The sequence below is a fragment of the Streptomyces sp. NPDC002825 genome (genome assembly GCF_040295385.1).
Lineage (GTDB): Bacteria > Actinomycetota > Actinomycetes > Streptomycetales > Streptomycetaceae > Streptomyces.
The window spans coordinates 96,384-115,647 of sequence record NZ_JBEOVH010000027.1 but is presented as its reverse complement, the minus strand read 5'-3'; the positions used below and the strand labels follow the sequence as shown (position 1 = coordinate 115,647).

The window sequence follows — 19,264 nt, the reverse complement described above, 5'->3', positions numbered from 1 at the left end:
ACCGCCAGGTGGGGGGCGCAGTCGCTTGTTGAGACCCTGTCGGGCGACAACTCGCCCTAGATGGCACAATCGGTGCATGGAACGCGACAGCCAACTCGAGCTCTACGAGGCAGTCGCCGCCCGATTGAAGGAAGCGCACACAAGGGTGCGCTCACTGCAAGTCCCGGAGGGCGTAAGGATGGCGCTGTCCCGGAAGCTGCTGGTCGTCACGGCAGCGGCGAAGCACGATCTCAAGGACGCGGCAACGCGTCTCGACCGGTTGATGAAGGACCTCGATGAGGGCCGATTCCCAGAGGACGACTGACACCAGGAACTCCGCAACGGGACTTCCGCGTTGCGGCACTAGGGTGATTAGACCGTTTCGTGTTTGATTTGCGGTATATACATGCCTAACGTGCGAAAAAGCTTGAACACTTTCGTTCTGGCAATGTCTCCGAAGGGGAAGACGTGAACAAGGCGCAGCTCGTAGAAGCGATTGCCGACAAGATGGGCGGTCGTCAGCAGGCCGCCGAAGCCGTCGACCACGTGCTCGACGCCATCGTGCGTGCCGTGGTGGGCGGCGACCGGGTCTCGGTCACGGGTTTCGGCTCGTTCGAGAAGGTCGACCGGCCGGCCCGCTACGCCCGCAACCCGCAGACGGGTGAGCGGGTCCGGGTCAAGAAGACCTCCGTCCCGCGCTTCCGTGCAGGTCAGGGCTTCAAGGACCTGGTCAGCGGCTCGAAGAAGCTCCCCAAGGGCGGCGAGGTCTCCGTCAAGAAGGCCCCCAAGGGCAGCCTCACCGGTGGCGCCTCCGCCACGGTGAAGAAGGCCGCCGCCAAGAAGGCCACCACCGCCAAGAAGGCCGCCGCGAAGAAGGCGACCCCGGCGAAGAAGGCCACCACGGCGGCCGCCAAGAAGGTGACGCCGGCGAAGAAGACCACCACCGCGGCCGCGAAGAAGGCGACCCCCGCGAAGAAGACCACGACGGCCGCGGCGAAGAAGACCACCGCCGCCGCCAAGAAGACCACCACGGCCGCCGCCGCGAAGAAGACGGTCGCCAAGAAGACCGCTCCGGCCAAGAAGGCCACGGCGAAGAAGGCGCCCGCCAAGAAGACGACGGCACGCAAGACCACCGCCGCCAAGAAGACCGCCGCCAAGAAGTAGGACGCGCGGTACCGACCCGCCGGGCCGGGCTTCCCCTCGGGGAGCCCGGCCCGCGGCGCGTTCTCGGGGGATCGCGCCGCTCAGAACGTCTGCAGCGTCACCAGCGTGATCCGGAGCCCGGCGCCCGACGTGCCGGGCTCGGCCTCGATCCGCACCCGCTGCCCGGGCCGCAGCAGCCGCAGCCCGCCGGCCTCGAAGGCCTCCGCCCCGAAGTCCACGGGGGTGCCGTCGTCGAGCAGCACACTGCCGCTGTGGGTCTCGGGGTCGTACGTGAACGCGGTCGCCTGCATGGACCGCAGCCTATCCGGCCGCCGTCAGCCACCGGGCGGCCGTCCGCGGACCGAGCCCCAGTGCCAGGGCCTCCGCCAGATCCTCGCCGGTGTCCACGTCCCGGCGTACGGAATCCACCCCCGCGAGCCGGATTTCCACCGCGCCCGAAGACAAATGCCGCAGCCTCGACGCGCCCCCGAATGCCGGTTCCAATTCCACCCCCGGTGCCGCCGAGAGGAATGTCGTACCTATTTCGGCGGCATCCGCGAGAAATGCCCTCGGAAAATTGGCGGCCGCGTCCAGGACCCGGGCCAGCTCCGCCGGCCGCAGTGCCGGAAGGTCCGCGTTGAGCGCCGCCACGCGCGCGTGCGGCCGCCCGGCCCGTACCGCACGGGCCCCGTGCGCCAGCGCCGCGTTGAGCCCGGCGGCGGGGGAGTCCGGCACGATCCGCGCGCCCAGGGCCGCGAGGGCCGCTCCGGCCGCAGGATCGTCCGTGACCACCGCCACATCCCGTACCTGCGCGCAGTTCAGCACCGCCCCCACGGTGTCCTCGGCGAACGCCAGCGCGAGCCGGGGGCGCAGCCGCGCGCCCGCCGCCGCGGCGAGCCTGCTCTTCGCCAGGGCAAGGGGCTTCAGGGGTACGACCAGGGACCAGCCGTCGTCGGCGTCGGTGTGCGTCGGGTGCAGCGGCTTCATCGCGGCCCATTCTGTCCCGCCCACGCGGTCCGCCGGAGTCCCCGGGGCGTACGGTGTCACTCGACAGACCAGGAGCATGGGGCGACACTTGACCCCCTGCCAGCCAGTCCCGGAGAAAGGTGTCCGAGTGCCCCGCCGCAGAATCGGCTTCTGGTACCGCCTCGCGGCGGTCATCGCCAAACCCCCCCTGGTGGTTCTGTTCAAGCGGGACTGGCGCGGTATGGAGCACATTCCGGCCGACGGCGGTTTCATCACCGCCGTCAACCACAACTCCTACCTGGACCCGCTGTCCTACGCGCACTACCAGTACAACACCGGTCGCGTCCCGCGGTTCCTCGCCAAGGCCGGCCTCTTCAAGGGCGGCTTCGTCGCCACCATGCTCCGCAACACGGGCCAGATCCCGGTCTACCGCGAGACGACCAACGCGCTGGACGCCTTCCGCGCCGCCGTCGACGCCATCGAGCGCGGCGAGTGCGTCGCCTTCTACCCCGAGGGCACCCTCACCCGCGACCCCGAGATGTGGCCCATGGCCGGCAAGACCGGCGCCGCCCGCGTCGCGCTGCTCACCAAGGTCCCGGTCATTCCGGTGGCCCAGTGGGGCGCCAACCTCGCGATGCCGCCGTACGCCAAGGAGAACAAGCTCCGCCTGTTCCCCCGCAAGACGCTGATCGTGCAGGCCGGGCCGCCCGTCGACCTCTCGCGCTTCGACGGCCTCGAGCCCACGCCCGAGGTCCTGCGCGAGGCCACCGAGGTCATCATGGCCGCCATCACCGCCCTCCTGGAGGAGGTCCGCGGCGAGAAGGCGCCCGCCGAACCGTACGACCACCGCAGGGCCCGCCTCGAACAGCGGCGCAAGGCCGCCGGGGAGGGCACCAAGTGACCAAGGCAGCCGTCTTCGGCAACGGATCCTGGGGCACCGCCTTCGCCATGGTGCTCGCCGACGCGGGCTGCGAGGTGAGCCTCTGGGGCCGCCGCGCCGCACTCGCCGAGGAGATCAACACCACCGGCACCAACCCCGACTACCTGCCCGGCGTCGAACTCCCGAAGGGCATCACGGCCACCGCCGACCCGGCCGAGGCCGCCGCGGACGCCGACTTCACCGTCCTCGTCATCCCCTCGCAGACCCTGCGCGGCAACCTCGCCGCCTGGAAGCCGCTGCTCGCCCGGGACACCGTCCTCGTCTCCCTCATGAAGGGCGTCGAACTCGGCACCGCCAAGCGGATGAGCGAGGTCATCACGGAGGTCGCCGACGTCCCCGCCGACCGCGTCGCCGTCCTCACCGGCCCCAACCTGGCCAAGGAGATCGCCGCCCGGCAGCCCGCCGCCGCCGTCGCCGCCTGCGTCGACGAGACGGTCGCCCAGCGCCTCCAGGCCGCCTGCATGACCCCGTACTTCCGCCCGTACACCAACACCGACGTGGTGGGCTGCGAACTCGGCGGCGCCGTGAAGAACGTCATCGGCCTCGCCGTCGGCATCGCCAACGGCATGGGCCTCGGTGACAACTCCAAGGCCACCCTCATCACCCGCGGCCTCGCCGAGACCACCCGCCTCGGCCTCGCCATGGGAGCCGACCCGCTCACCTTCTCCGGCCTCGCGGGCCTCGGCGACCTCGTCGCCACCTGCTCCTCGCCGCTCTCCCGGAACAACACCTTCGGTACCAACCTCGGCCGCGGGATGACCCTCCAGGAGACCATCGCGGCCACCAAGCAGACCGCCGAGGGCGTCAAGTCCTGCGAGTCGGTGCTCGATCTGGCCCGCCGCCACGGCGTCGACATGCCCATCACCGAGACCGTCGTCTCGATCGTCCACGACGGCAAGCCGCCGGTCGTCGCGCTCAAGGAACTGATGTCGAGGTCGGCGAAGCCCGAGCGCCGCTGAGCCATCCGCGTGCGGGGAGTGCGGGGCGCTCAGGAGTTCGGGAGTCGCAAGGTACGCTCATCGCGATATGAGCGAGAACACCCAGAGCCCCCGCAAGCCGCGCGTGGCCGTCGTCTTCGGCGGACGCAGCTCCGAGCACGCCATCTCCGTCGTCACGGCGGGCGCCGTCCTGAGCGCCATCGACCGGGACAAGTACGACGTGCTGCCCATCGGCATCACGACGGACGGGCGCTGGGCGCTCACCGCCGACGCCCCCGAGCGGATGGCCATCACGGACCGGAAGCTGCCCAACGTCGCCGAACTCGCCGAGTCCGAGCAGGGCGGCGTCGTCCTCCCCGTCGACCCCTCGAGCCGCGAGGTCGTCCTCACCGAGCCGGGGCAGGTCCCCACGGCCCTCGGCGAGGTCGACGTGGTCTTCCCGATGCTCCACGGCCCGTACGGCGAGGACGGCACCCTCCAGGGCCTCCTGGAGCTCTCCGGCGTCCCCTACGTCGGCGCGGGCGTCCTCGCCTCCGCCGTCGGCCAGGACAAGGAGTACATGAAGCGGGTCTTCGTCTCCTTCGGCCTCCCCGTCGGCCCGTACGAGGTCATCCGGCCGCGCGAGTGGGAGCAGAGCCCCGCCGCCGCCCGCAAGAAGATCGTCGAGTTCGCCGCCGACCACGGCTGGCCGCTCTTCGTGAAGCCGGCCCGCGGCGGATCCTCCATGGGCATCACCAAGGTCGACGACCTCTCCGGCCTGGACGAGGCCATCGAGGAGGCCCGCCGCCACGACCCCAAGATCATCGTCGAGTCGCTCCTTCGCGGCCGTGAGATCGAGTGCGGCGTCCTGGAGTTCGAGGACGGCCCGCGCGCCAGCGTCCCGGCCGAGATCCCGCCGGTCACGAACCACGACTTCTACGACTTCGAGGCCAAGTACATCGACTCGGCCTCCGGCATCGTGCCCGCCCCCATCGGGGACGAGGCCACCGCCGAGGTCCAGCGCCTCGCCGTCGCCGCCTACGAGGCCGTGTCCTGCGAGGGCCTGGTCCGCGCCGACTTCTTCCTCACCGAGGACGGCGAGTTCGTCATCAACGAGATCAACACCATGCCGGGCTTCACGCCCATCTCCATGTACCCGCGCATGTGGCAGGAGAGCGGCGTGAGCTACCCCGAGCTCGTCGACCGCCTCATCCAGGCCGCGCTGACCCGCTCGACGGGGCTGCGCTAAGCCGGAACACGGCCGTGCCGCCGCGCCTCTCAGAGGCTCGGCGGCACGGCCTTCGCGACCGGGGCGGCGAGATCGGCGAGCGGCGTGACGTCGTGCGCGTACCGCTTGTCCAGCGTCACCTCGACGTACGTCTTCCGGTACGTCGTGGTGAAACGGGGGCCGCTGCCCTCCGGGCGCTCCAGCATCCAGTTCACGCCGTTCGCCTCGACGGCCCGCGCCTTGGGATCGCTCATCTTTTCGGGCCGGGGGACCCCGCAGCGCAGTACGATCGCACCGTCACCCCACCCGGCGGTCAACTCGGAGCCGGGCTCCGGGTCACTCCGCTCAAGGCCCGCCACGGTCTCGGGAAGCTCCTTCGCCAGGGCCTGGCAGAAGGCGGCCTCCTCCGCCGGCGGACTGGGGACCACGACGGACGCCGCGGCGTCCGGCGAGGAACAGCCGACGGCGGCCGAGAGCAGGACGGCGGCCGCGACGGCGGCGGGCAGGCCGAAGGGCCGGTGGGAAGACGTCACCGGCCAAGCGTAGACGGGGGCTACAGATGAACGACCGGGCAGGTGAGGGTGCGCGTGATGCCGTCCACTTGCTGGACCTTGGCGACCACCATGCGGCCCAGCTCGTCGACGGTGTCCGCCTGCGCGCGCACGATGACGTCGTACGGACCGGTCACGTCTTCGGCCTGGATGACCCCCGGGATCTTGGAGATGGTGTCGGCGACGGTCGACGCCTTGCCCACCTCGGTCTGGATGAGGATGTACGCCTGAACCACGGAACCTCCAGGGCGACCACGAGGATCTTGTGGGAGAAAGGGACGCCACGGTACCGCGTCGCCGCGGGCCACGGGGAGACCCGCGCGTCCGGAGGCGCTCGGGGTGTGGCGTACGCAGGACAGAAGTTGACGGTCTACTTGACGGTACCCAGCACGGTGACGGCCCGCGACCCGCGGCGCGAGACGACGCGCCCCCGCCCGCCGGCCGGCACGAAGACACGAGGTGAGACGCGGTGAAGGGCACAGTCGGAGAGCTGGGCGAGTTCGGGCTCATCAGAGAGCTCACGTCCCGGCTCACCTCCACCCCGGCGGTACGGATCGGGCCCGGCGACGACGCCGCGGTCGTCTCCGCGCCCGACCGGCGCGTGGTGGCCAGCACAGACATCCTCCTCGAAGGACGTCACTTCCGGCGCGACTGGTCGACGGCGTACGACGTCGGCCGCAAGGCCGCCGCGCAGAACCTCGCCGACATCGCCGCCATGGGCGCGGTCCCCACCGCCCTCCTCCTCGGCCTCGTCGTCCCCGCCGAACTCCCTGTGACATGGCCCACGGAATTGATGGACGGCCTGCGCGATGAATGTCAGGTCGCGGGCGCCGCGGTGGTCGGCGGCGACGTCGTCCGCGGCGACACGATCATGGTCTCCATCACCGCGCTCGGCGACCTCCGCAACCACGACCCGGTGACCCGGGGCGGCGCGCAGCCCGGCGACGTCGTCGCCTACACCGGCTGGCTCGGCTGGTCCGCCGCCGGATACGCGGTCCTCTCCCGCGGCTTCCGCTCCCCCCGCGCCTTCGTCGAGGCCCACCGCAGGCCCGAGCCGCCGTACCACGCGGGCCCCGCGGCCGCCGGTCTCGGCGCCACCGCCATGTGCGACGTCAGCGACGGCCTCATCGCCGACCTCGGGCACATCGCCGAGGCCAGCAAGGTCCGCATCGACCTGCGCTCGGGACTCATCGACATCCCCACCCAGATGAACGACATCGGCCAGGCCGTCGGCGTCGACCCCATGCAGTGGGTGCTCACCGGGGGAGAGGACCACGCGATCGTCGCCACGTTCCCGCCGGACGTGAAGCTCCCCGCCCGCTGGAAGGTCATCGGCGAGGTGCTCCACCCCTCGGCGCTGCCGCAGGTCACCGTGGACGGCGCGCCCTGGCACAGCGTGGGCGGCTGGGACCACTTCGGAGAGACGGAGTGACTCCGCCCCTCGTGCTGACCGTCGCCGGATCCGACTCCGGCGGCGGCGCCGGCATCCAGGCCGACCTGAAGACGATGCTCGCGCTCGGCGTCCACGGCATGAGCGTGCTCACCGCCGTCACCGCCCAGAACTCGCGGGGCGTCCAGGGCGTCTGGGAGCTCCCCGTGGAGGCCGTGCGCGCCCAGTACCGGGCGGTCGTCGACGACATCGGCGTCCAGGCGGTGAAGACCGGCATGCTCAGCTCCGCCGCGCTCGTCGAGACGGTGGCGGAGCTGCTGGCGTCCGTGGACGCCCCGGTGGTCGTCGACCCGGTCGGCGTCTCCAAGCACGGCGACCCGCTGCTGGCGGAGGCGGCGCTCGACTCCGTCCGTACGAAGCTGCTGCCGGCCGCGACCGTCGCCACCCCGAACCTGGACGAGGTGACGCAGCTCACGGGCGTGGTGGTCGAGGACGAGAGCGGAATGCGGCGGGCGGCCGACGCGGTCCTCGCCTACGGGCCGCGCTGGGCGCTGATCAAGGGCGGCCATCTGCCGGGCGGCCAGGAGGCCGTGGACCTGCTCAGCGACGGGACCGAGGAGCACTGGCTGCGGGCCCCGCGCCACGACAACCGGCACACCCACGGCACGGGCTGCACGCTCGCTTCGGCGATCGCGTCCGGGCTCGCGAAGGGCCTGACGGTCCCGGGGGCCGTACGGGAGGCCAAGGAGTATGTGACGGGGGCCATCGCCGCCGGGTTCGCCCTGGGCTCGGGCATCGGCCCGGTCGACCACGGCTGGCGGTTCAGGGCCTGATCGTCCCAGGGCATGTTCCCGGCATGTCTCCCGGCATGTCTCCGGGCATGTCTCAGGGCATGTCTCAGGGCATGTCTCAGGGCATGGCAAAAGGCCGGTTCACCGAGGTGAACCGGCCTCTCAAGGCAACCGCAGGGGCTGCGCTACGACAGAACGTCGCAATTAGCGCGAGACCTTGCCGGCCTTGATGCACGAGGTGCAGACGTTGAGCCGCTTCGGCGTCCGACCGACCACGGCACGCACGCGCTGGATGTTCGGGTTCCAGCGACGGGACGTACGGCGGTGCGAGTGCGAAATGTTGTTGCCGAAGCCCGGCCCCTTGCCGCAGACGTCGCAGTTGGCAGCCACGGGTCACTCCAAAGACTTCAGAATTACGGTGAAATCCGGCGCACCGGAATCAGGAGTCTGAAGTGGCTTGCCGGGGAACGGCCCGGTTTGAACCGGGCAACCGAAGCAGCATACAACGCCTGCTTCCGTGGAACGAAACTACCATGGTCTCCGCGGACCTCGCCCCGGGCCCTGGTCACAGGGGGTCCCCCCCGCTCGAGCGAAGCCGAGAGCTTGGGGGAGGCCGACCCCCGGTCTACCCTGCGGTGAGCTCACCGCCGAAGGAGGACCCCCCGTTGTCGCGAGCCCTTCAGTCCGACGAGGAGCTCGTCGAGCTCGACGCCGAAGCGGTCCGGAGCTGGTGCGCACGGGCCCTCGACGCCCTCGGGCGGGAGCGCGAGGCGATCGACGCGATCAACGTCTATCCGGTCGCGGACGGGGACACCGGCACCAATCTGTATCTGACGGCCGAGGCCGCCCACGACGCCGTCGAAGCCGTCTTCGCCGTCTCCGCGCCCGACACCGCCGAGACCGTACGGGCCATGGCCCACGGCGCCCTGCTCGGCGCCCGCGGCAACTCCGGCACCATCCTCGCCCAGCTCCTGCGCGGCATGGCCGCCGTCCTGGCCGAAGGACGTGACGGTGATCACCTCGCCCGCGCCCTCGCCGAGGCCGCCGCCGCCGCGCGGCAGGCCGTCGCCCATCCCGTGGAGGGCACCGTCCTCACCGTGGCCTCGGCTGCCGCCGACCGCTGTGCGGGGGGCGGGACGCTCGCGGAGGTGGCCACCCGGGCCCACGACGGTGCCAGGACCGCCCTGGAGGCGACCCCCGGCCTGCTGGACGTGCTCGGCCGTGCCGGGGTCGTGGACGCGGGAGGACGCGGCCTGGTCGCCGTCCTCGGAGCGCTCCTGGAGACGGTGACGGGCCGGGCGCCGGACCTGGCCGGGACCGCCGGTGACGAGGAGGCACGCGCCCGCGTCGCCGATGGTGGGGCGCACAACGGCCTCGCGACCGCCGGTGGTGGCGTGACGACCGCCCTGGACGGAGTACGGCTCCTCGGCGACCCGCGCGCCGTCCCCGCCGACGGCACCTGCCACGGCGAGGCCGGGCCCGCCTACGAGGTGATCTACCTCCTGGAGGCCGAGGACGCGGCCGTGGAGCTGCTGCGGGGCCGCCTCGACGCCCTCGGCGACTCCCTCGTGGTCGTCGGCGGCGACGGCCTGTGGAACGTCCACGTCCACGTCGACGACGCGGGCGCCGCCGTCGAGGCCGGTGTCGAGGCCGGCCGGCCCCACCGCATCCGCATCACCCACTTCGCGGCCGACGCGGCAGCGACCGCGCCCGGACGCGGGGAACGCGCCCAGCGGGCGGTCGTCGCCGTCGTCCCCGGCGAGGGCCTCGCAGGGCTCTGCGCCGAGGCCGGCGCGACCACGGTCCGCAGCAGGCCCGGCGAACCGCCCGCCGGGGAGGAGCTCGTCGAGGCGATCCGGCGGGCGCACGCGCGCGAGGTCGTCCTGCTGCCCAACGACACCGAGCTGCGCCAGACCGCGGCGGCCGCCGCCGAACGCGCCAGGGCCGAGGGGATCCGCGTCGCCCTCATCCCGACCCGGGCCGCCGTCCAGGGCATCGCGGCCCTCGCCGTCCACGAACCCGACCGGCGCTTCGACGAGGACGTCGTCGCCATGACCGCCGCCGCCGGAGCCACCCGCTACGCCGAACTCGCCGTCGCCGAACGCCAGTCGTTCACCTCCGCAGGCGTCTGCCAGGCCGGCGACATCCTCGGCCTCATCGAGGGCGACGTCGCCGTCATCGGCAAGGACCTCACCGAGACCGCCCGCACCGTCCTGGACCGGATGCTCTCGGCGGGCGGGGAACTCGTCACCCTCGTCGTCGCCGACGACACCCCGCCCGGACTCGCGTCCGACCTGGAGCGGCACGTCCGGCGCGGCTACCTGGCCGTCGACACCACCACGTACCACGCGGGCGCGGGGGCCCCGCCGCTGCTCATCGGGGTGGAATAGCCGCCGTTCCCGGCGGTTGTCCACAGGCTTCGGCGCGGCTGTCGGTCCCGTGGTCTTCAATGGGAGGCGTGCCCGCGCTCGACGAACCACTCAAGAAGTCCCTCGGCCCCGCCACCGCCAAGGTCATGGCCGAGGCACTCGACCTGCACACGGTCGGGGACCTGCTCCACCACTACCCCCGCCGGTACGCCGAGCGCGGGGAGCTGACCACGCTCTCCGACCTGCCGCTCGACGAGCACGTAACGGTCGTGGCGCAGGTCGCCGACGCCCGGGTGCACACCTTCAACGGTCCCAAGGGACGCGGCCAGCGTCTCGAAGTGACCATCACCGACGGCAGCGGCCGAGTGCAGCTGGTCTTCTTCGGCAAGGGCGTGCACAAGCCGCACAAGGACCTGCTGCCCGGCACCCGCGCGATGTTCGCCGGCAAGGTCTCCCTCTTCAACCGGCGCCTCCAGCTCGCCCACCCCTCCTACGAGTTGCTCCGCGGCGACAGCGACGAGGCCGTCGACACCTGGGCGGCCGCGCTCATCCCGATCTACCCGGCCACCGCCAAGCTGGAGTCCTGGAAGATCGCCAAGGCCGTGGACGCCGTGCTGCCCAGTGCCGGAGACGCCGTCGACCCGCTGCCGCCCGCCCTGCGCGAGGGCCGCGGCCTCTCCGAGCTGCCCGACGCCCTGCGGATGATCCACCGGCCCCGTACCAAGGCGGACATCGCCGCCGCCCGCGAGCGCCTCAAGTGGGACGAGGCCTTCGTGCTCCAGGTCGCTCTCGCCCGCCGCCGGCACGCCGACACCCAACTCCCCGCCGTCGCCCGGAGACCGGCCCCCGACGGCATCCTCGACGCCTTCGACGCCAAGCTGCCCTTCACCCTCACCGACGGCCAGCAGAAGGTCTCGAAGGAGATCTTCGACGACCTGGCCACCGAGCACCCGATGCACCGCCTCCTCCAGGGAGAAGTCGGCTCCGGCAAGACGATGGTGGCCCTGCGCGCCATGCTCGCCGTCGTCGACTCCGGCGGTCAGGCCGCCATGCTCGCCCCCACCGAGGTCCTCGCCCAGCAGCACCACCGCTCCGTCACCGAGATGATGGGCGAGCTCGCCGAGGGAGGGATGCTCGGCGGCGCCGAGCGGGCCACCAAGGTCGTCCTGCTCACCGGCTCCATGGGCGCCGCCGCCCGCCGCCAGGCACTGCTCGACCTCGTCACCGGCGAGGCGGGCATCGTCATCGGCACGCACGCGCTGATCGAGGACAAGGTCCAGTTCCACGACCTCGGCCTGGTCGTCGTCGACGAGCAGCACCGCTTCGGCGTCGAGCAGCGCGACGCCCTCAGGGGCAAGGGGAAGCAGCCGCCGCACCTCCTCGTCATGACCGCCACCCCCATCCCGCGCACGGTGGCCATGACCGTCTTCGGCGACCTGGAGACCTCCGTCCTCGACCAGCTGCCCGCCGGCCGGTCGCCGATCGCCAGCCATGTCGTGCCCGCCGCCGACAAGCCGCACTTCCTCGCACGCGCCTGGGAGCGGGTCCGCGAGGAGGTGGCGAACGGCCACCAGGCGTACGTGGTCTGCCCCCGCATCGGCGACGAGGAGGACCAGAAGAAGAAGGCCAAGGCCTCGCCGGAGGACGAGGCCGAGAAGCGCCCGCCGCTCGCCGTCCTCGACGTCGCCGAGAAGCTCGGCGCCGGCCCCCTCGCGGGCCTGCGGATCGCCGTCCTGCACGGCCGCATGCACCCCGACGACAAGGACGACGTCATGCGCCGCTTCGCCGCCGGCGAGCTCGACGTCCTGGTCGCCACCACCGTCATCGAGGTCGGCGTGAACGTGCCCAACGCCACCGCCATGGTGATCATGGACGCCGACCGCTTCGGCGTCTCCCAGCTCCACCAGCTCCGCGGCCGCGTCGGCCGAGGCTCCGCCCCCGGCCTCTGCCTCCTCGTCAGCGAGATGCCCGAGGCCAGCCCGGCCCGGCAGCGGCTGAACGCCGTCGCCACCACCCTCGACGGCTTCGAGCTCTCCCGCATCGACCTCGAACAGCGGCGCGAGGGCGACGTCCTCGGCCAGGCACAGTCCGGCGTCCGCTCCTCCCTGCGGGTCCTCGCCGTCATCGACGACGAGGAGGTCATCGCCGCCGCCCGCGAGGAGGCCACCTCCCTCGTCCTCGCCGACCCCGACCTCACCGCACACCCGGGCCTGCGCACCGCGCTCGACGCCCTCCTCAGCGAGGAGCGGGAGGAGTACCTGGAGAAGGGCTGAGACGGGCTGGGCGATCGACCGCGGCCATATCCTGGGACGTACGCATTGGACGTCGCAGGACGAAGACGACGAGGAAACTGATGACCCGCGTGATCGCCGGTACCGCCGGCGGACGGCGCCTGGCCGTGCCCCCCGGCAACGGCACCCGCCCCACCTCCGACCGGGCACGGGAGGGCCTCTTCTCCACCTGGGAGTCGTTCCACGGCCTGGCAGGGGCCCGGGTCGCCGATCTGTACGCGGGCTCCGGCGCCGTCGGCATCGAGGCGCTCTCCCGCGGCGCCGTCCACGCCCTCCTCGTCGAGGCCGAACCCCGCGCCGCGAAGACGATCCGGGACAACGTCCGGTCGATCGGCCTGCCCGGTGCCGAACTCCGCACCGGCAAGGCCGAGCAGATCGTGACCGGACCGGCCCCGGCCGAACCGTACGACCTCGTCTTCCTCGACCCGCCGTACGCGGTCACGGACGCCGATCTTCGCGAGATTCTCCTCACACTGCGCTCGGGGGGCTGGCTGAGCGAGGATGCCCTCGTCACCGTGGAGCGCAGCACCCGAGGCGGGGAATTCGGCTGGCCCGAGGGCTTCGAACCCCTGCGGTCCCGTCGCTATGGCGAGGGAACGTTTTGGTACGGTCGCGCCGCCTCTACGTGCGAAGACGCACGATGACCGGACCGGAGAGCGAGGGACCCAAGTTGCGCCGCGCCGTCTGTCCGGGGTCATTCGACCCCATCACCAACGGACACCTCGACATCATCGCCCGCGCCTCCAAGCTGTACGACGTCGTACACGTCGCGGTGATGATCAATCAGTCGAAGAAGGGCCTTTTCACGGTCGACGAGCGGATCGAGCTGATCCGCGAGGTCACCGCCGACTTCGGCAACGTCGAGGTGGAGTCCTTCCACGGCCTCCTCGTCGACTTCTGCAAGCAGCGCGACATCCCCGCGATCGTCAAGGGCCTGCGCGCGGTCAGCGACTTCGACTACGAGCTGCAGATGGCCCAGATGAACATCGGCCTCTCGGGCGTGGAGACGCTGTTCGTCCCCACCAACCCGACGTACAGCTTCCTCTCCTCCTCGCTGGTGAAGGAGGTCGCCGCCTGGGGCGGCGACGTCTCCCACCTCGTCCCGCCGACGGTCCTCCCGCGGCTGACCGAGCGCCTCCGACAGAAGTGACGCGCGGCCACCGCCGCTGACGCTCCGTCATCTGGTGTCGGACGGGCGCCGACTGCCCTTACAGTCGTCCCGTCCGTCTCCATCCAGCTGTAGAGAGTGGCGAGCACCAGGTGGACGTGCAGAAGAAGCTCGACGAGATCGTCGCGACCGTGCAGGGCGCCCGCTCCATGCCCATGTCGGCATCCTGCGTGGTCAACCGCGCCGAGCTGCTCGCCCTGCTCGAAGAGGTGCGGGAGGCCCTGCCCGGCTCCCTCGCCCAGGCCCAGGAGCTGATCGGCGGCCGCGAGCAGATGGTCGAGCAGGCCCGCCAGGAGGCCGAGCGGATCATCGAGGCCGCCCACGCCGAGCGCGGCTCGATCGTCTCCGACACCCAGGTCGCCCGCGAGTCGCAGGAGGAGGCCGACCGGATCCTCTCCGAGGCCCGCCGCGAGGCCGAGGAGGTACGGGCCGAGGCCGACGACTACGTCGACTCCAAGCTCGCCAACTTCGAGGTCGTCCTCAACAAGACCATCGGCTCCGTCGACCGCGGGCGCGAGAAGCTCCTCGGCCGCGGCCCGGGCCTGGACCAGGACGGCTACGCCGACGCGGACGCCCCCGAGTACAGCGCCGACCCGCAGACCCTGATCCAGCGGGCCGACGAGTACGTGGACGCCAAGCTGGGCGCCTTCGAGGCCGTCCTCAGCAAGACCCTGGAGGCCGTCGGCCGCGGCCGGCAGAAGCTCCACGGCCGGATCGCCACGGACGCCCTCGGCGAGCACATGGCCGCGCAGGACGGCCTGGGCGGCGCGGTGCACACCAGTGACGCGGACTATCTGGCCGGACTCGCGGAGCTGGCCACCCCCGAGCCCGTACCGGCCGCGCCGCAGATCCCGGCGCAGCAGCCCGACCCGTACGGCTACCAGCAGCCCCAGCAGGACCCCGGCTACGGCTACCAGCAGCAGGACGCCTACGGTTACCAGCAGCAGGACCCGTACGCGTACCAGGGCCAGTACGGCTACGAGCAGCAGCAGTACGACCCCCAGGCCCAGGTCCACGCCCAGCCGCAGCAGGCCGCCGCGCTCGACGAGACCAGCTTCTTCGACACGAGCATGATCGACCTGGAGCAGCTGCGCCGGTACGAACAGGGACAGTAGGGGGCACGGGGCCCGGATTGGGCCCTGAGCGAAGCGTCCAGTATCCTGGCCCTTCGGTCGCGCTATGTCCGCGATCCTTGCTGCCCACGTCTGGCAGCCTCCTCAACGCCGCAGAACGATCCGAAAGCAGGAAGAGCCCTGAGTACGCGCCTCGACCACCGCAACCCCCTCGTGTTCGACACGCACGAGCTGGGGCGGCGTCCTGGTGCCCTGCAGCGGCTCTCGCGTTCGGTCGAGGCGCCCGGTGGCTCCGGTGCGCTCGGCGTCGAAGGAGTCATCGGAGTGCCCGAGGGCTCTCCGGTGGACATCGATCTCCGTCTTGAGTCGGTCATGGAAGGGGTGCTTGTCACAGGCACCGCCCGTGCATCGGCCGAGGGGGAGTGCGTAAGGTGTCTGGAGCCCGTCGAGCTGGAGCTCGACGTGGACTTCCAGGAGATGTTCTCGTACCCCGACTCCGACGACCGGGGCCGCTCCAAGGCGGCCGCGGACGACGAAGCCGAGGACGACGAGGACATGATCCCCCTCGAGGACGGCATGTTCGACCTCGAACCCGTGCTGCGTGATGCGGTGGTGCTCGCACTGCCGATGCAGCCGGTGTGCCGGGAGGACTGTGCGGGGCTGTGTTCCGAGTGCGGAACCAACCTGAACGAGAACCCGGACCACCACCATGAAGCCGTCGACATCCGTTGGGCGGCACTGCAGGGACTCGCCGGTTCGCTGGGAACCGATGAGAAGGACAACATGAGCGGCAAAGCCTCTGACGGGGACGTCCGAAGCGCCGCCGAGAAGCAGGAGAAGTAGCCGTGGCTGTTCCGAAGCGGAAGATGTCGCGCAGCAACACGCGCCACCGCCGGTCGCAGTGGAAGGCTGCGGTCCCCACCCTGGTTTCGTGTGAGCGTTGCCAGGAGCCGAAGCTGCAGCACATCGCGTGCCCGAGCTGCGGCACCTACAACAAGCGCCAGGTCCTCTCGGTCTGAGTGGCTGGTGAGAGGCACGATGTCTGAGAACATCAGCGCAGCCTCGTCCCACACGCTTCTGGAAGGGCGGCTCGGGTATCAGCTCGAGTCCGCCCTTCTGGTGCGTGCGCTGACCCACCGCTCGTACGCGTACGAGAACGGCGGTCTGCCCACCAACGAGCGTCTCGAGTTCCTCGGGGACTCCGTGCTCGGCCTGGTGGTCACGGACACGCTGTACCGCACCCACCCCGACCTGCCGGAAGGCCAGCTGGCCAAACTGCGGGCCGCGGTGGTCAACTCGCGCGCACTGGCGGAGGTCGGCCGCGGCCTCGAACTCGGCTCCTTCATCCGGCTCGGCCGGGGCGAAGAGGGCACGGGCGGCCGGGACAAGGCGTCCATCCTCGCCGACACCCTTGAAGCGGTGATCGGCGCGGTCTATCTCGACCAGGGCCTCGACGCGGCGTCCGAGCTGGTGCACCGGCTCTTCGACCCGCTGATCGAGAAGTCCTCGAACCTCGGTGCCGGCCTGGACTGGAAGACCAGCCTCCAGGAGCTCACCGCGGCCGAGGGTCTTGGCGTCCCGGAGTACCTCGTCTCCGAGGAGGGTCCGGACCACGAGAAGACCTTTACTGCTGCCGCCCGCGTCGGTGGTGTCTCGTACGGCACCGGCACCGGCCGCAGCAAGAAGGAAGCGGAACAGCAGGCGGCGGAGTCCGCGTGGCGCGCGATCCGCGCGGCAGCGGACGAGCGTGCGGCGGCGGCGAAGGCCGCGGCCGACGCCGGCACGGGAGAGGTCGCCGACCCCTCTCCGACCGCCGACCGGGCCTCGGCCTGACGGCGAACCCCGCACTCCTTCAGCGGAGTCATCCCGCCCGCCCCGACAGGGGCGGGCGGAGCTGTTTCCGGGGGAGCGGGACGGCCTCCTTCCGGGCGGTAGGCTGACTGGGCCTGTCCGTCCCCCTTCGGAGGAGTCCCGTGCCCGAGCTGCCCGAGGTCGAGGTCGTACGGCGCGGTCTGGAGCGCTGGGTCGCCGGACGCACCGTGACCGAGGTCGAGGTGCTGCACCCCAGGGCCGTACGGCGCCACCTGGCGGGCGGCGAGGACTTCGCGGCCCGGCTGAAGGGCCAGCGCTTCGAGGTGGCTCGTCGGCGGGGCAAGTACCTGTGGCTGCCGCTGGCGGAGACCGGCACCGCCGTCCTGGGCCACCTCGGCATGAGCGGTCAGCTGCTCGTGCAGCCTGAGGGCGCCCCGGACGAGAAGCACCTCCGCATCCGCATCCGCTTCGACGATGCCGCCGGCACCGAGCTCCGCTTCGTCGACCAGCGGACCTTCGGCGGGCTCTCGCTCCACGACCAGACCCCCGAGGGGCTCCCGGACGTCATCGCGCACATCGCCCGCGACCCGCTGGACCCGGCGTTCGACGACGCCGCCTTCCAGAGCGCGCTGCGGCTGCGCCGTACCACCGTCAAGCGGGCGCTGCTCGACCAGTCGCTGATCAGCGGTGTCGGGAACATCTACGCCGACGAGGCGCTCTGGCGGGCCAGGCTGCACTACGACCGGGCGACGGCCACCCTGACGCGACCGCGCTCGGCCGAGCTGCTCGGGCACGTCCGGGACGTGATGAACGCGGCGCTCGCCGCCGGCGGCACCAGCTTCGACAGCCTGTACGTGAACGTCAACGGAGAGTCGGGCTACTTCGACCGCTCCCTCGACGCGTACGGTCGCGAGGACGAGCCCTGCCGCCGCTGCGGTACGCCGATGCGGCGACGGGCGTGGATGAACCGGTCCAGCTACTTCTGCCCGCGCTGCCAGCGCCCGCCGCGCGTCACGCCGTAGGCCGTCTCTTCCGGATCTTGCCTGACCCGCGACGCCTGGCACCGCACCTCGCCGCGTTGTCGGGCCCGCCCGAGTACGTCCAGCAATCGGGCGACCCTCCGCCTTGCGTCCCCTCGGCCCTGGCGGGCCTGGGGAGACCCCAGGCACCAGACGCCGCAAACTTAACCGGCAAGATCCGAAAGAGACGACCTGGGCGCGGTCGTGGCGCGCTCCGCGTCGTAGCTCTCGCGCGCGGCCAGCACCTGGTCCATCCGGCCCTCGACGAGGTGGATGAGGCCGAGGAGCCGCTCCGCGACCTCCTGGCCGAGCGGGGTGAGCCGGTAGTCGACCCGCGGCGGGTTCGTGGGCTGCGCCTCGCGGTGGACGAGACCGTCGCGCTCCAGTGCGTGCAGGGTCTGCGACAGCATCTTCTCGCTCACGCCGTCGACCCGGCGCCGCAGCTCGTTGAAGCGGAACGTCCCTTCGTGCAGGGCGCCCAGGGTCAGGCTGCCCCAGCGGCCCGTCACGTGCTCCAGCGTGCCGCGCGAGGGACAGGCACGCGCGAACACGTCGTAGGCGAGGTCGTCAGTCATGCCACCACCGTACTCCCGCGCAGCGCTTACTGCCATGAGGGCGCTATCCACCTGCTTGCGCTTTCCAAAAGTTAGTGCTCTACTTCTGGTCATCACCCCGAACGCCTCTTCGAGGAGCCTTTTGTGACCACCCCCGTCGTCTCCATCGCCTACCACTCCGGCTACGGCCACACCGCGGTCCTGGCCGAGGCAGTCCGTGCCGGCGCCGCCGACGCGGGCGCCACCGTCCACCTGATCAAGGTCGACGAGATCACCGACGCCCAGTGGGAGCTGCTCGACGCCTCCGACGCGATCGTCTTCGGCTCCCCGACCTACATGGGCACCGCCTCCGGCGCCTTCCACCAGTTCGCCGAGGCCAGCTCGAAGCGCTGGTTCACCGACGCCTGGCTGGACAAGCTCGCCGCCGGCTTCACGAACTCCGGCTCCAAGAGCGGCGACAAGGGCCACACCCTCCAGTTCTTCCAGACCCTCGCCGGCCAGCACGGCATGACCTGGGTCAACCTGGGCCTGAAGCCCGGCTGGAACACCAGCGAGGCCTCCGAGAACGACCTCAACCGCCTCGGCTTCTTCTCCGGCGCCGGCGCCCAGACCCACAACGACCTCGGCCCGGAGGGCGTCCACAAGGCCGACGTCGCCACCGCCGAGCACCTCGGCCGCCGCGTCGCGGCCACCGCCCGCACCTTCGCGGCCGGCAAGGCCGCCGCCTGACCCTCGCGCGCCCCTCGCGCACGCTCGCGCACGACTTCGCGTACGACCTCGCGCACGCGAAAGGGCCCCGTCACCTCGCGGTGACGGGGCCCTTTCCGGGTCCGTGGCTCAGTAGCCGAAGAAGTGACAGGCCGGATCTCTGACCTGCTCCCGTGTAAACGATCAATGCTCCGACCTGCGGCTTAGCCGTCGGCGGTTGTCGGCATTGGTCGTCGTCGAGCGCCCTTCGACGGCCCCGAGGCGGCCCGGGGGCTCGCAGAGATGAGCTGCTCCTCGGCGTCGGAGCCCCGCTTTAGAAGTTCGATCGGACCGGCCGTACTCAGCCAACAGCCGAAGGCTCCCTG

At 71.4% G+C, this 19,264-nt stretch carries 23 protein-coding genes; 17 read left to right on the top strand and 6 right to left on the bottom strand.

The genetic code is table 11. The features are described from left to right. Positions 1–76 precede the first annotated feature (76 nt). Together ABT041_RS28990 and ABT041_RS28985 are read left to right on the top strand one after the other, a co-directional pair. On the top strand, positions 77–304 hold the full coding sequence (locus ABT041_RS28990; RefSeq protein WP_015036430.1) for an SCO5555 family protein: 228 nt from the start codon (positions 77–79) through the stop codon (positions 302–304). 143 nt (positions 305–447) lie between these two features. Next, positions 448–1,143, top strand: a complete 696-nt coding sequence (locus tag ABT041_RS28985; protein WP_351189792.1) for an HU family DNA-binding protein — start codon at positions 448–450, stop codon at positions 1,141–1,143. A gap of 80 nt (positions 1,144–1,223) precedes the next feature. Here the strand turns inward: ABT041_RS28985 and ABT041_RS28980 are convergent, their stop codons facing one another. Beyond that, positions 1,224–1,433 (bottom strand): hypothetical protein, encoded by a 210-nt coding sequence (locus ABT041_RS28980; protein ID WP_351189789.1) that lies wholly within the window; start codon positions 1,431–1,433, stop codon positions 1,224–1,226. Between the two features lie 10 nt (positions 1,434–1,443). Continuing rightward, positions 1,444–2,109, bottom strand: coding sequence for a 2-phospho-L-lactate guanylyltransferase (cofC, locus tag ABT041_RS28975; RefSeq protein ID WP_351189786.1), 666 nt, complete (start codon positions 2,107–2,109; stop codon positions 1,444–1,446). A gap of 127 nt (positions 2,110–2,236) precedes the next feature. On the opposite strand from cofC, the gene ABT041_RS28970 reads away from it, so the two are divergent. The 3 genes from ABT041_RS28970 (at position 2,237) to ABT041_RS28960 (ending at position 5,194) form a co-directional block, all read left to right on the top strand. Continuing rightward, entirely contained in the window at positions 2,237–2,989 is a 753-nt protein-coding gene (locus ABT041_RS28970; RefSeq protein ID WP_351189783.1) for a lysophospholipid acyltransferase family protein, read from the top strand. Then, positions 2,986–3,987 (top strand): NAD(P)H-dependent glycerol-3-phosphate dehydrogenase, encoded by a 1,002-nt coding sequence (locus ABT041_RS28965; RefSeq protein WP_351189780.1) that lies wholly within the window; start codon positions 2,986–2,988, stop codon positions 3,985–3,987. The genes ABT041_RS28970 and ABT041_RS28965 overlap by 4 nt, the downstream gene beginning before the upstream one ends. A gap of 67 nt (positions 3,988–4,054) precedes the next feature. After that, the gene (locus ABT041_RS28960; RefSeq protein WP_351189777.1) at positions 4,055–5,194 is read left to right on the top strand and encodes a D-alanine--D-alanine ligase family protein; all 1,140 of its coding nucleotides are present in this window, start codon (positions 4,055–4,057) and stop codon (positions 5,192–5,194) included. Positions 5,195–5,223: 29 nt separating this feature from the next. Here ABT041_RS28960 and ABT041_RS28955 read toward each other — a convergent pair whose 3' ends face one another. Continuing rightward, positions 5,224–5,706, bottom strand: coding sequence for a DUF3515 domain-containing protein (locus tag ABT041_RS28955; protein WP_351189775.1), 483 nt, complete (start codon positions 5,704–5,706; stop codon positions 5,224–5,226). 20 nt (positions 5,707–5,726) lie between these two features. Next, positions 5,727–5,960 (bottom strand): Lrp/AsnC family transcriptional regulator, encoded by a 234-nt coding sequence (locus ABT041_RS28950; protein WP_017947604.1) that lies wholly within the window; start codon positions 5,958–5,960, stop codon positions 5,727–5,729. 233 nt (positions 5,961–6,193) lie between these two features. Between ABT041_RS28950 and ABT041_RS28945 the strand changes: the two genes are divergently transcribed. Continuing rightward, complete coding sequence (locus ABT041_RS28945) at positions 6,194–7,156, top strand: thiamine-phosphate kinase (RefSeq protein ID WP_116158650.1); 963 nt, start codon at positions 6,194–6,196, stop codon at positions 7,154–7,156. Next, the gene (thiD, locus tag ABT041_RS28940) at positions 7,153–7,947 is read left to right on the top strand and encodes a bifunctional hydroxymethylpyrimidine kinase/phosphomethylpyrimidine kinase (RefSeq protein WP_351189771.1); all 795 of its coding nucleotides are present in this window, start codon (positions 7,153–7,155) and stop codon (positions 7,945–7,947) included. Before ABT041_RS28945 ends, thiD begins: the two co-directional genes overlap by 4 nt. Positions 7,948–8,109: 162 nt before the next feature. On the opposite strand, the gene rpmB is transcribed toward thiD, so the two are convergent. Continuing rightward, positions 8,110–8,295 carry a 50S ribosomal protein L28 gene (gene rpmB / locus ABT041_RS28935; protein ID WP_003957616.1) on the bottom strand — a complete coding sequence of 62 codons (186 nt, stop codon included), beginning with the start codon at positions 8,293–8,295 and terminating at the stop codon, positions 8,110–8,112. Positions 8,296–8,570: 275 nt separating this feature from the next. On the opposite strand from rpmB, the gene ABT041_RS28930 reads away from it, so the two are divergent. The 9 genes from ABT041_RS28930 (at position 8,571) to mutM (ending at position 17,640) form a co-directional block, all read left to right on the top strand. Next, positions 8,571–10,295, top strand: coding sequence for a DAK2 domain-containing protein (locus tag ABT041_RS28930; RefSeq protein ID WP_351189769.1), 1,725 nt, complete (start codon positions 8,571–8,573; stop codon positions 10,293–10,295). A 59-nt stretch (positions 10,296–10,354) separates the two neighbouring features. Continuing rightward, entirely contained in the window at positions 10,355–12,547 is a 2,193-nt protein-coding gene (gene recG / locus ABT041_RS28925; RefSeq protein ID WP_351189766.1) for an ATP-dependent DNA helicase RecG, read from the top strand. Between the two features lie 80 nt (positions 12,548–12,627). Beyond that, entirely contained in the window at positions 12,628–13,209 is a 582-nt protein-coding gene (rsmD, locus tag ABT041_RS28920) for a 16S rRNA (guanine(966)-N(2))-methyltransferase RsmD (RefSeq protein WP_351189763.1), read from the top strand. 26 nt (positions 13,210–13,235) lie between these two features. Next, the gene (gene coaD, locus ABT041_RS28915; RefSeq protein ID WP_351189829.1) at positions 13,236–13,715 is read left to right on the top strand and encodes a pantetheine-phosphate adenylyltransferase; all 480 of its coding nucleotides are present in this window, start codon (positions 13,236–13,238) and stop codon (positions 13,713–13,715) included. A gap of 110 nt (positions 13,716–13,825) precedes the next feature. After that, positions 13,826–14,848, top strand: coding sequence for a F0F1 ATP synthase subunit B (locus tag ABT041_RS28910; RefSeq protein ID WP_351189761.1), 1,023 nt, complete (start codon positions 13,826–13,828; stop codon positions 14,846–14,848). A 138-nt stretch (positions 14,849–14,986) separates the two neighbouring features. Continuing rightward, positions 14,987–15,649: a YceD family protein gene (locus ABT041_RS28905; protein WP_351189826.1), complete on the top strand. Its 663-nt coding sequence runs from the start codon at positions 14,987–14,989 to the stop codon at positions 15,647–15,649. Between the two features lie 2 nt (positions 15,650–15,651). After that, a complete protein-coding gene (rpmF, locus tag ABT041_RS28900) occupies positions 15,652–15,825 on the top strand; it encodes a 50S ribosomal protein L32 (protein ID WP_015036448.1) in 174 nt (57 codons plus the stop codon). Positions 15,826–15,844: 19 nt separating this feature from the next. Further along, positions 15,845–16,639, top strand: coding sequence for a ribonuclease III (gene rnc / locus ABT041_RS28895; protein ID WP_351189757.1), 795 nt, complete (start codon positions 15,845–15,847; stop codon positions 16,637–16,639). A gap of 140 nt (positions 16,640–16,779) precedes the next feature. Then, positions 16,780–17,640 (top strand): bifunctional DNA-formamidopyrimidine glycosylase/DNA-(apurinic or apyrimidinic site) lyase, encoded by an 861-nt coding sequence (gene mutM / locus ABT041_RS28890; RefSeq protein ID WP_351189754.1) that lies wholly within the window; start codon positions 16,780–16,782, stop codon positions 17,638–17,640. Positions 17,641–17,801: 161 nt separating this feature from the next. Here mutM and ABT041_RS28885 read toward each other — a convergent pair whose 3' ends face one another. Then, the gene (locus tag ABT041_RS28885) at positions 17,802–18,212 is read right to left on the bottom strand and encodes a winged helix-turn-helix transcriptional regulator (RefSeq protein ID WP_351189751.1); all 411 of its coding nucleotides are present in this window, start codon (positions 18,210–18,212) and stop codon (positions 17,802–17,804) included. A gap of 123 nt (positions 18,213–18,335) precedes the next feature. Between ABT041_RS28885 and ABT041_RS28880 the strand changes: the two genes are divergently transcribed. Next, on the top strand, positions 18,336–18,920 hold the full coding sequence (locus ABT041_RS28880; RefSeq protein WP_351189748.1) for a flavodoxin family protein: 585 nt from the start codon (positions 18,336–18,338) through the stop codon (positions 18,918–18,920). Positions 18,921–19,264 lie beyond the last annotated feature (344 nt).

Bases quoted from the DNA above. Each gene is read 5' to 3' on its own strand.
- recG (WP_351189766.1), top strand. From the start codon at position 10,355: ATGGGAGGCGTGCCCGCGCTCGACGAACCACTCAAGAAGTCCCTCGGC.
- ABT041_RS28990 (WP_015036430.1), top strand. From the start codon at position 77: ATGGAACGCGACAGCCAACTCGAGCTCTACGAGGCAGTCGCCGCCCGA.
- ABT041_RS28960 (WP_351189777.1), top strand. From the start codon at position 4,055: ATGAGCGAGAACACCCAGAGCCCCCGCAAGCCGCGCGTGGCCGTCGTC.
- ABT041_RS28885 (WP_351189751.1), bottom strand. From the start codon at position 18,212: ATGACTGACGACCTCGCCTACGACGTGTTCGCGCGTGCCTGTCCCTCG.
- rnc (WP_351189757.1), top strand. From the start codon at position 15,845: ATGTCTGAGAACATCAGCGCAGCCTCGTCCCACACGCTTCTGGAAGGG.
- cofC (WP_351189786.1), bottom strand. From the start codon at position 2,109: ATGAAGCCGCTGCACCCGACGCACACCGACGCCGACGACGGCTGGTCC.
- ABT041_RS28980 (WP_351189789.1), bottom strand. From the start codon at position 1,433: ATGCAGGCGACCGCGTTCACGTACGACCCCGAGACCCACAGCGGCAGT.
- rsmD (WP_351189763.1), top strand. From the start codon at position 12,628: ATGACCCGCGTGATCGCCGGTACCGCCGGCGGACGGCGCCTGGCCGTG.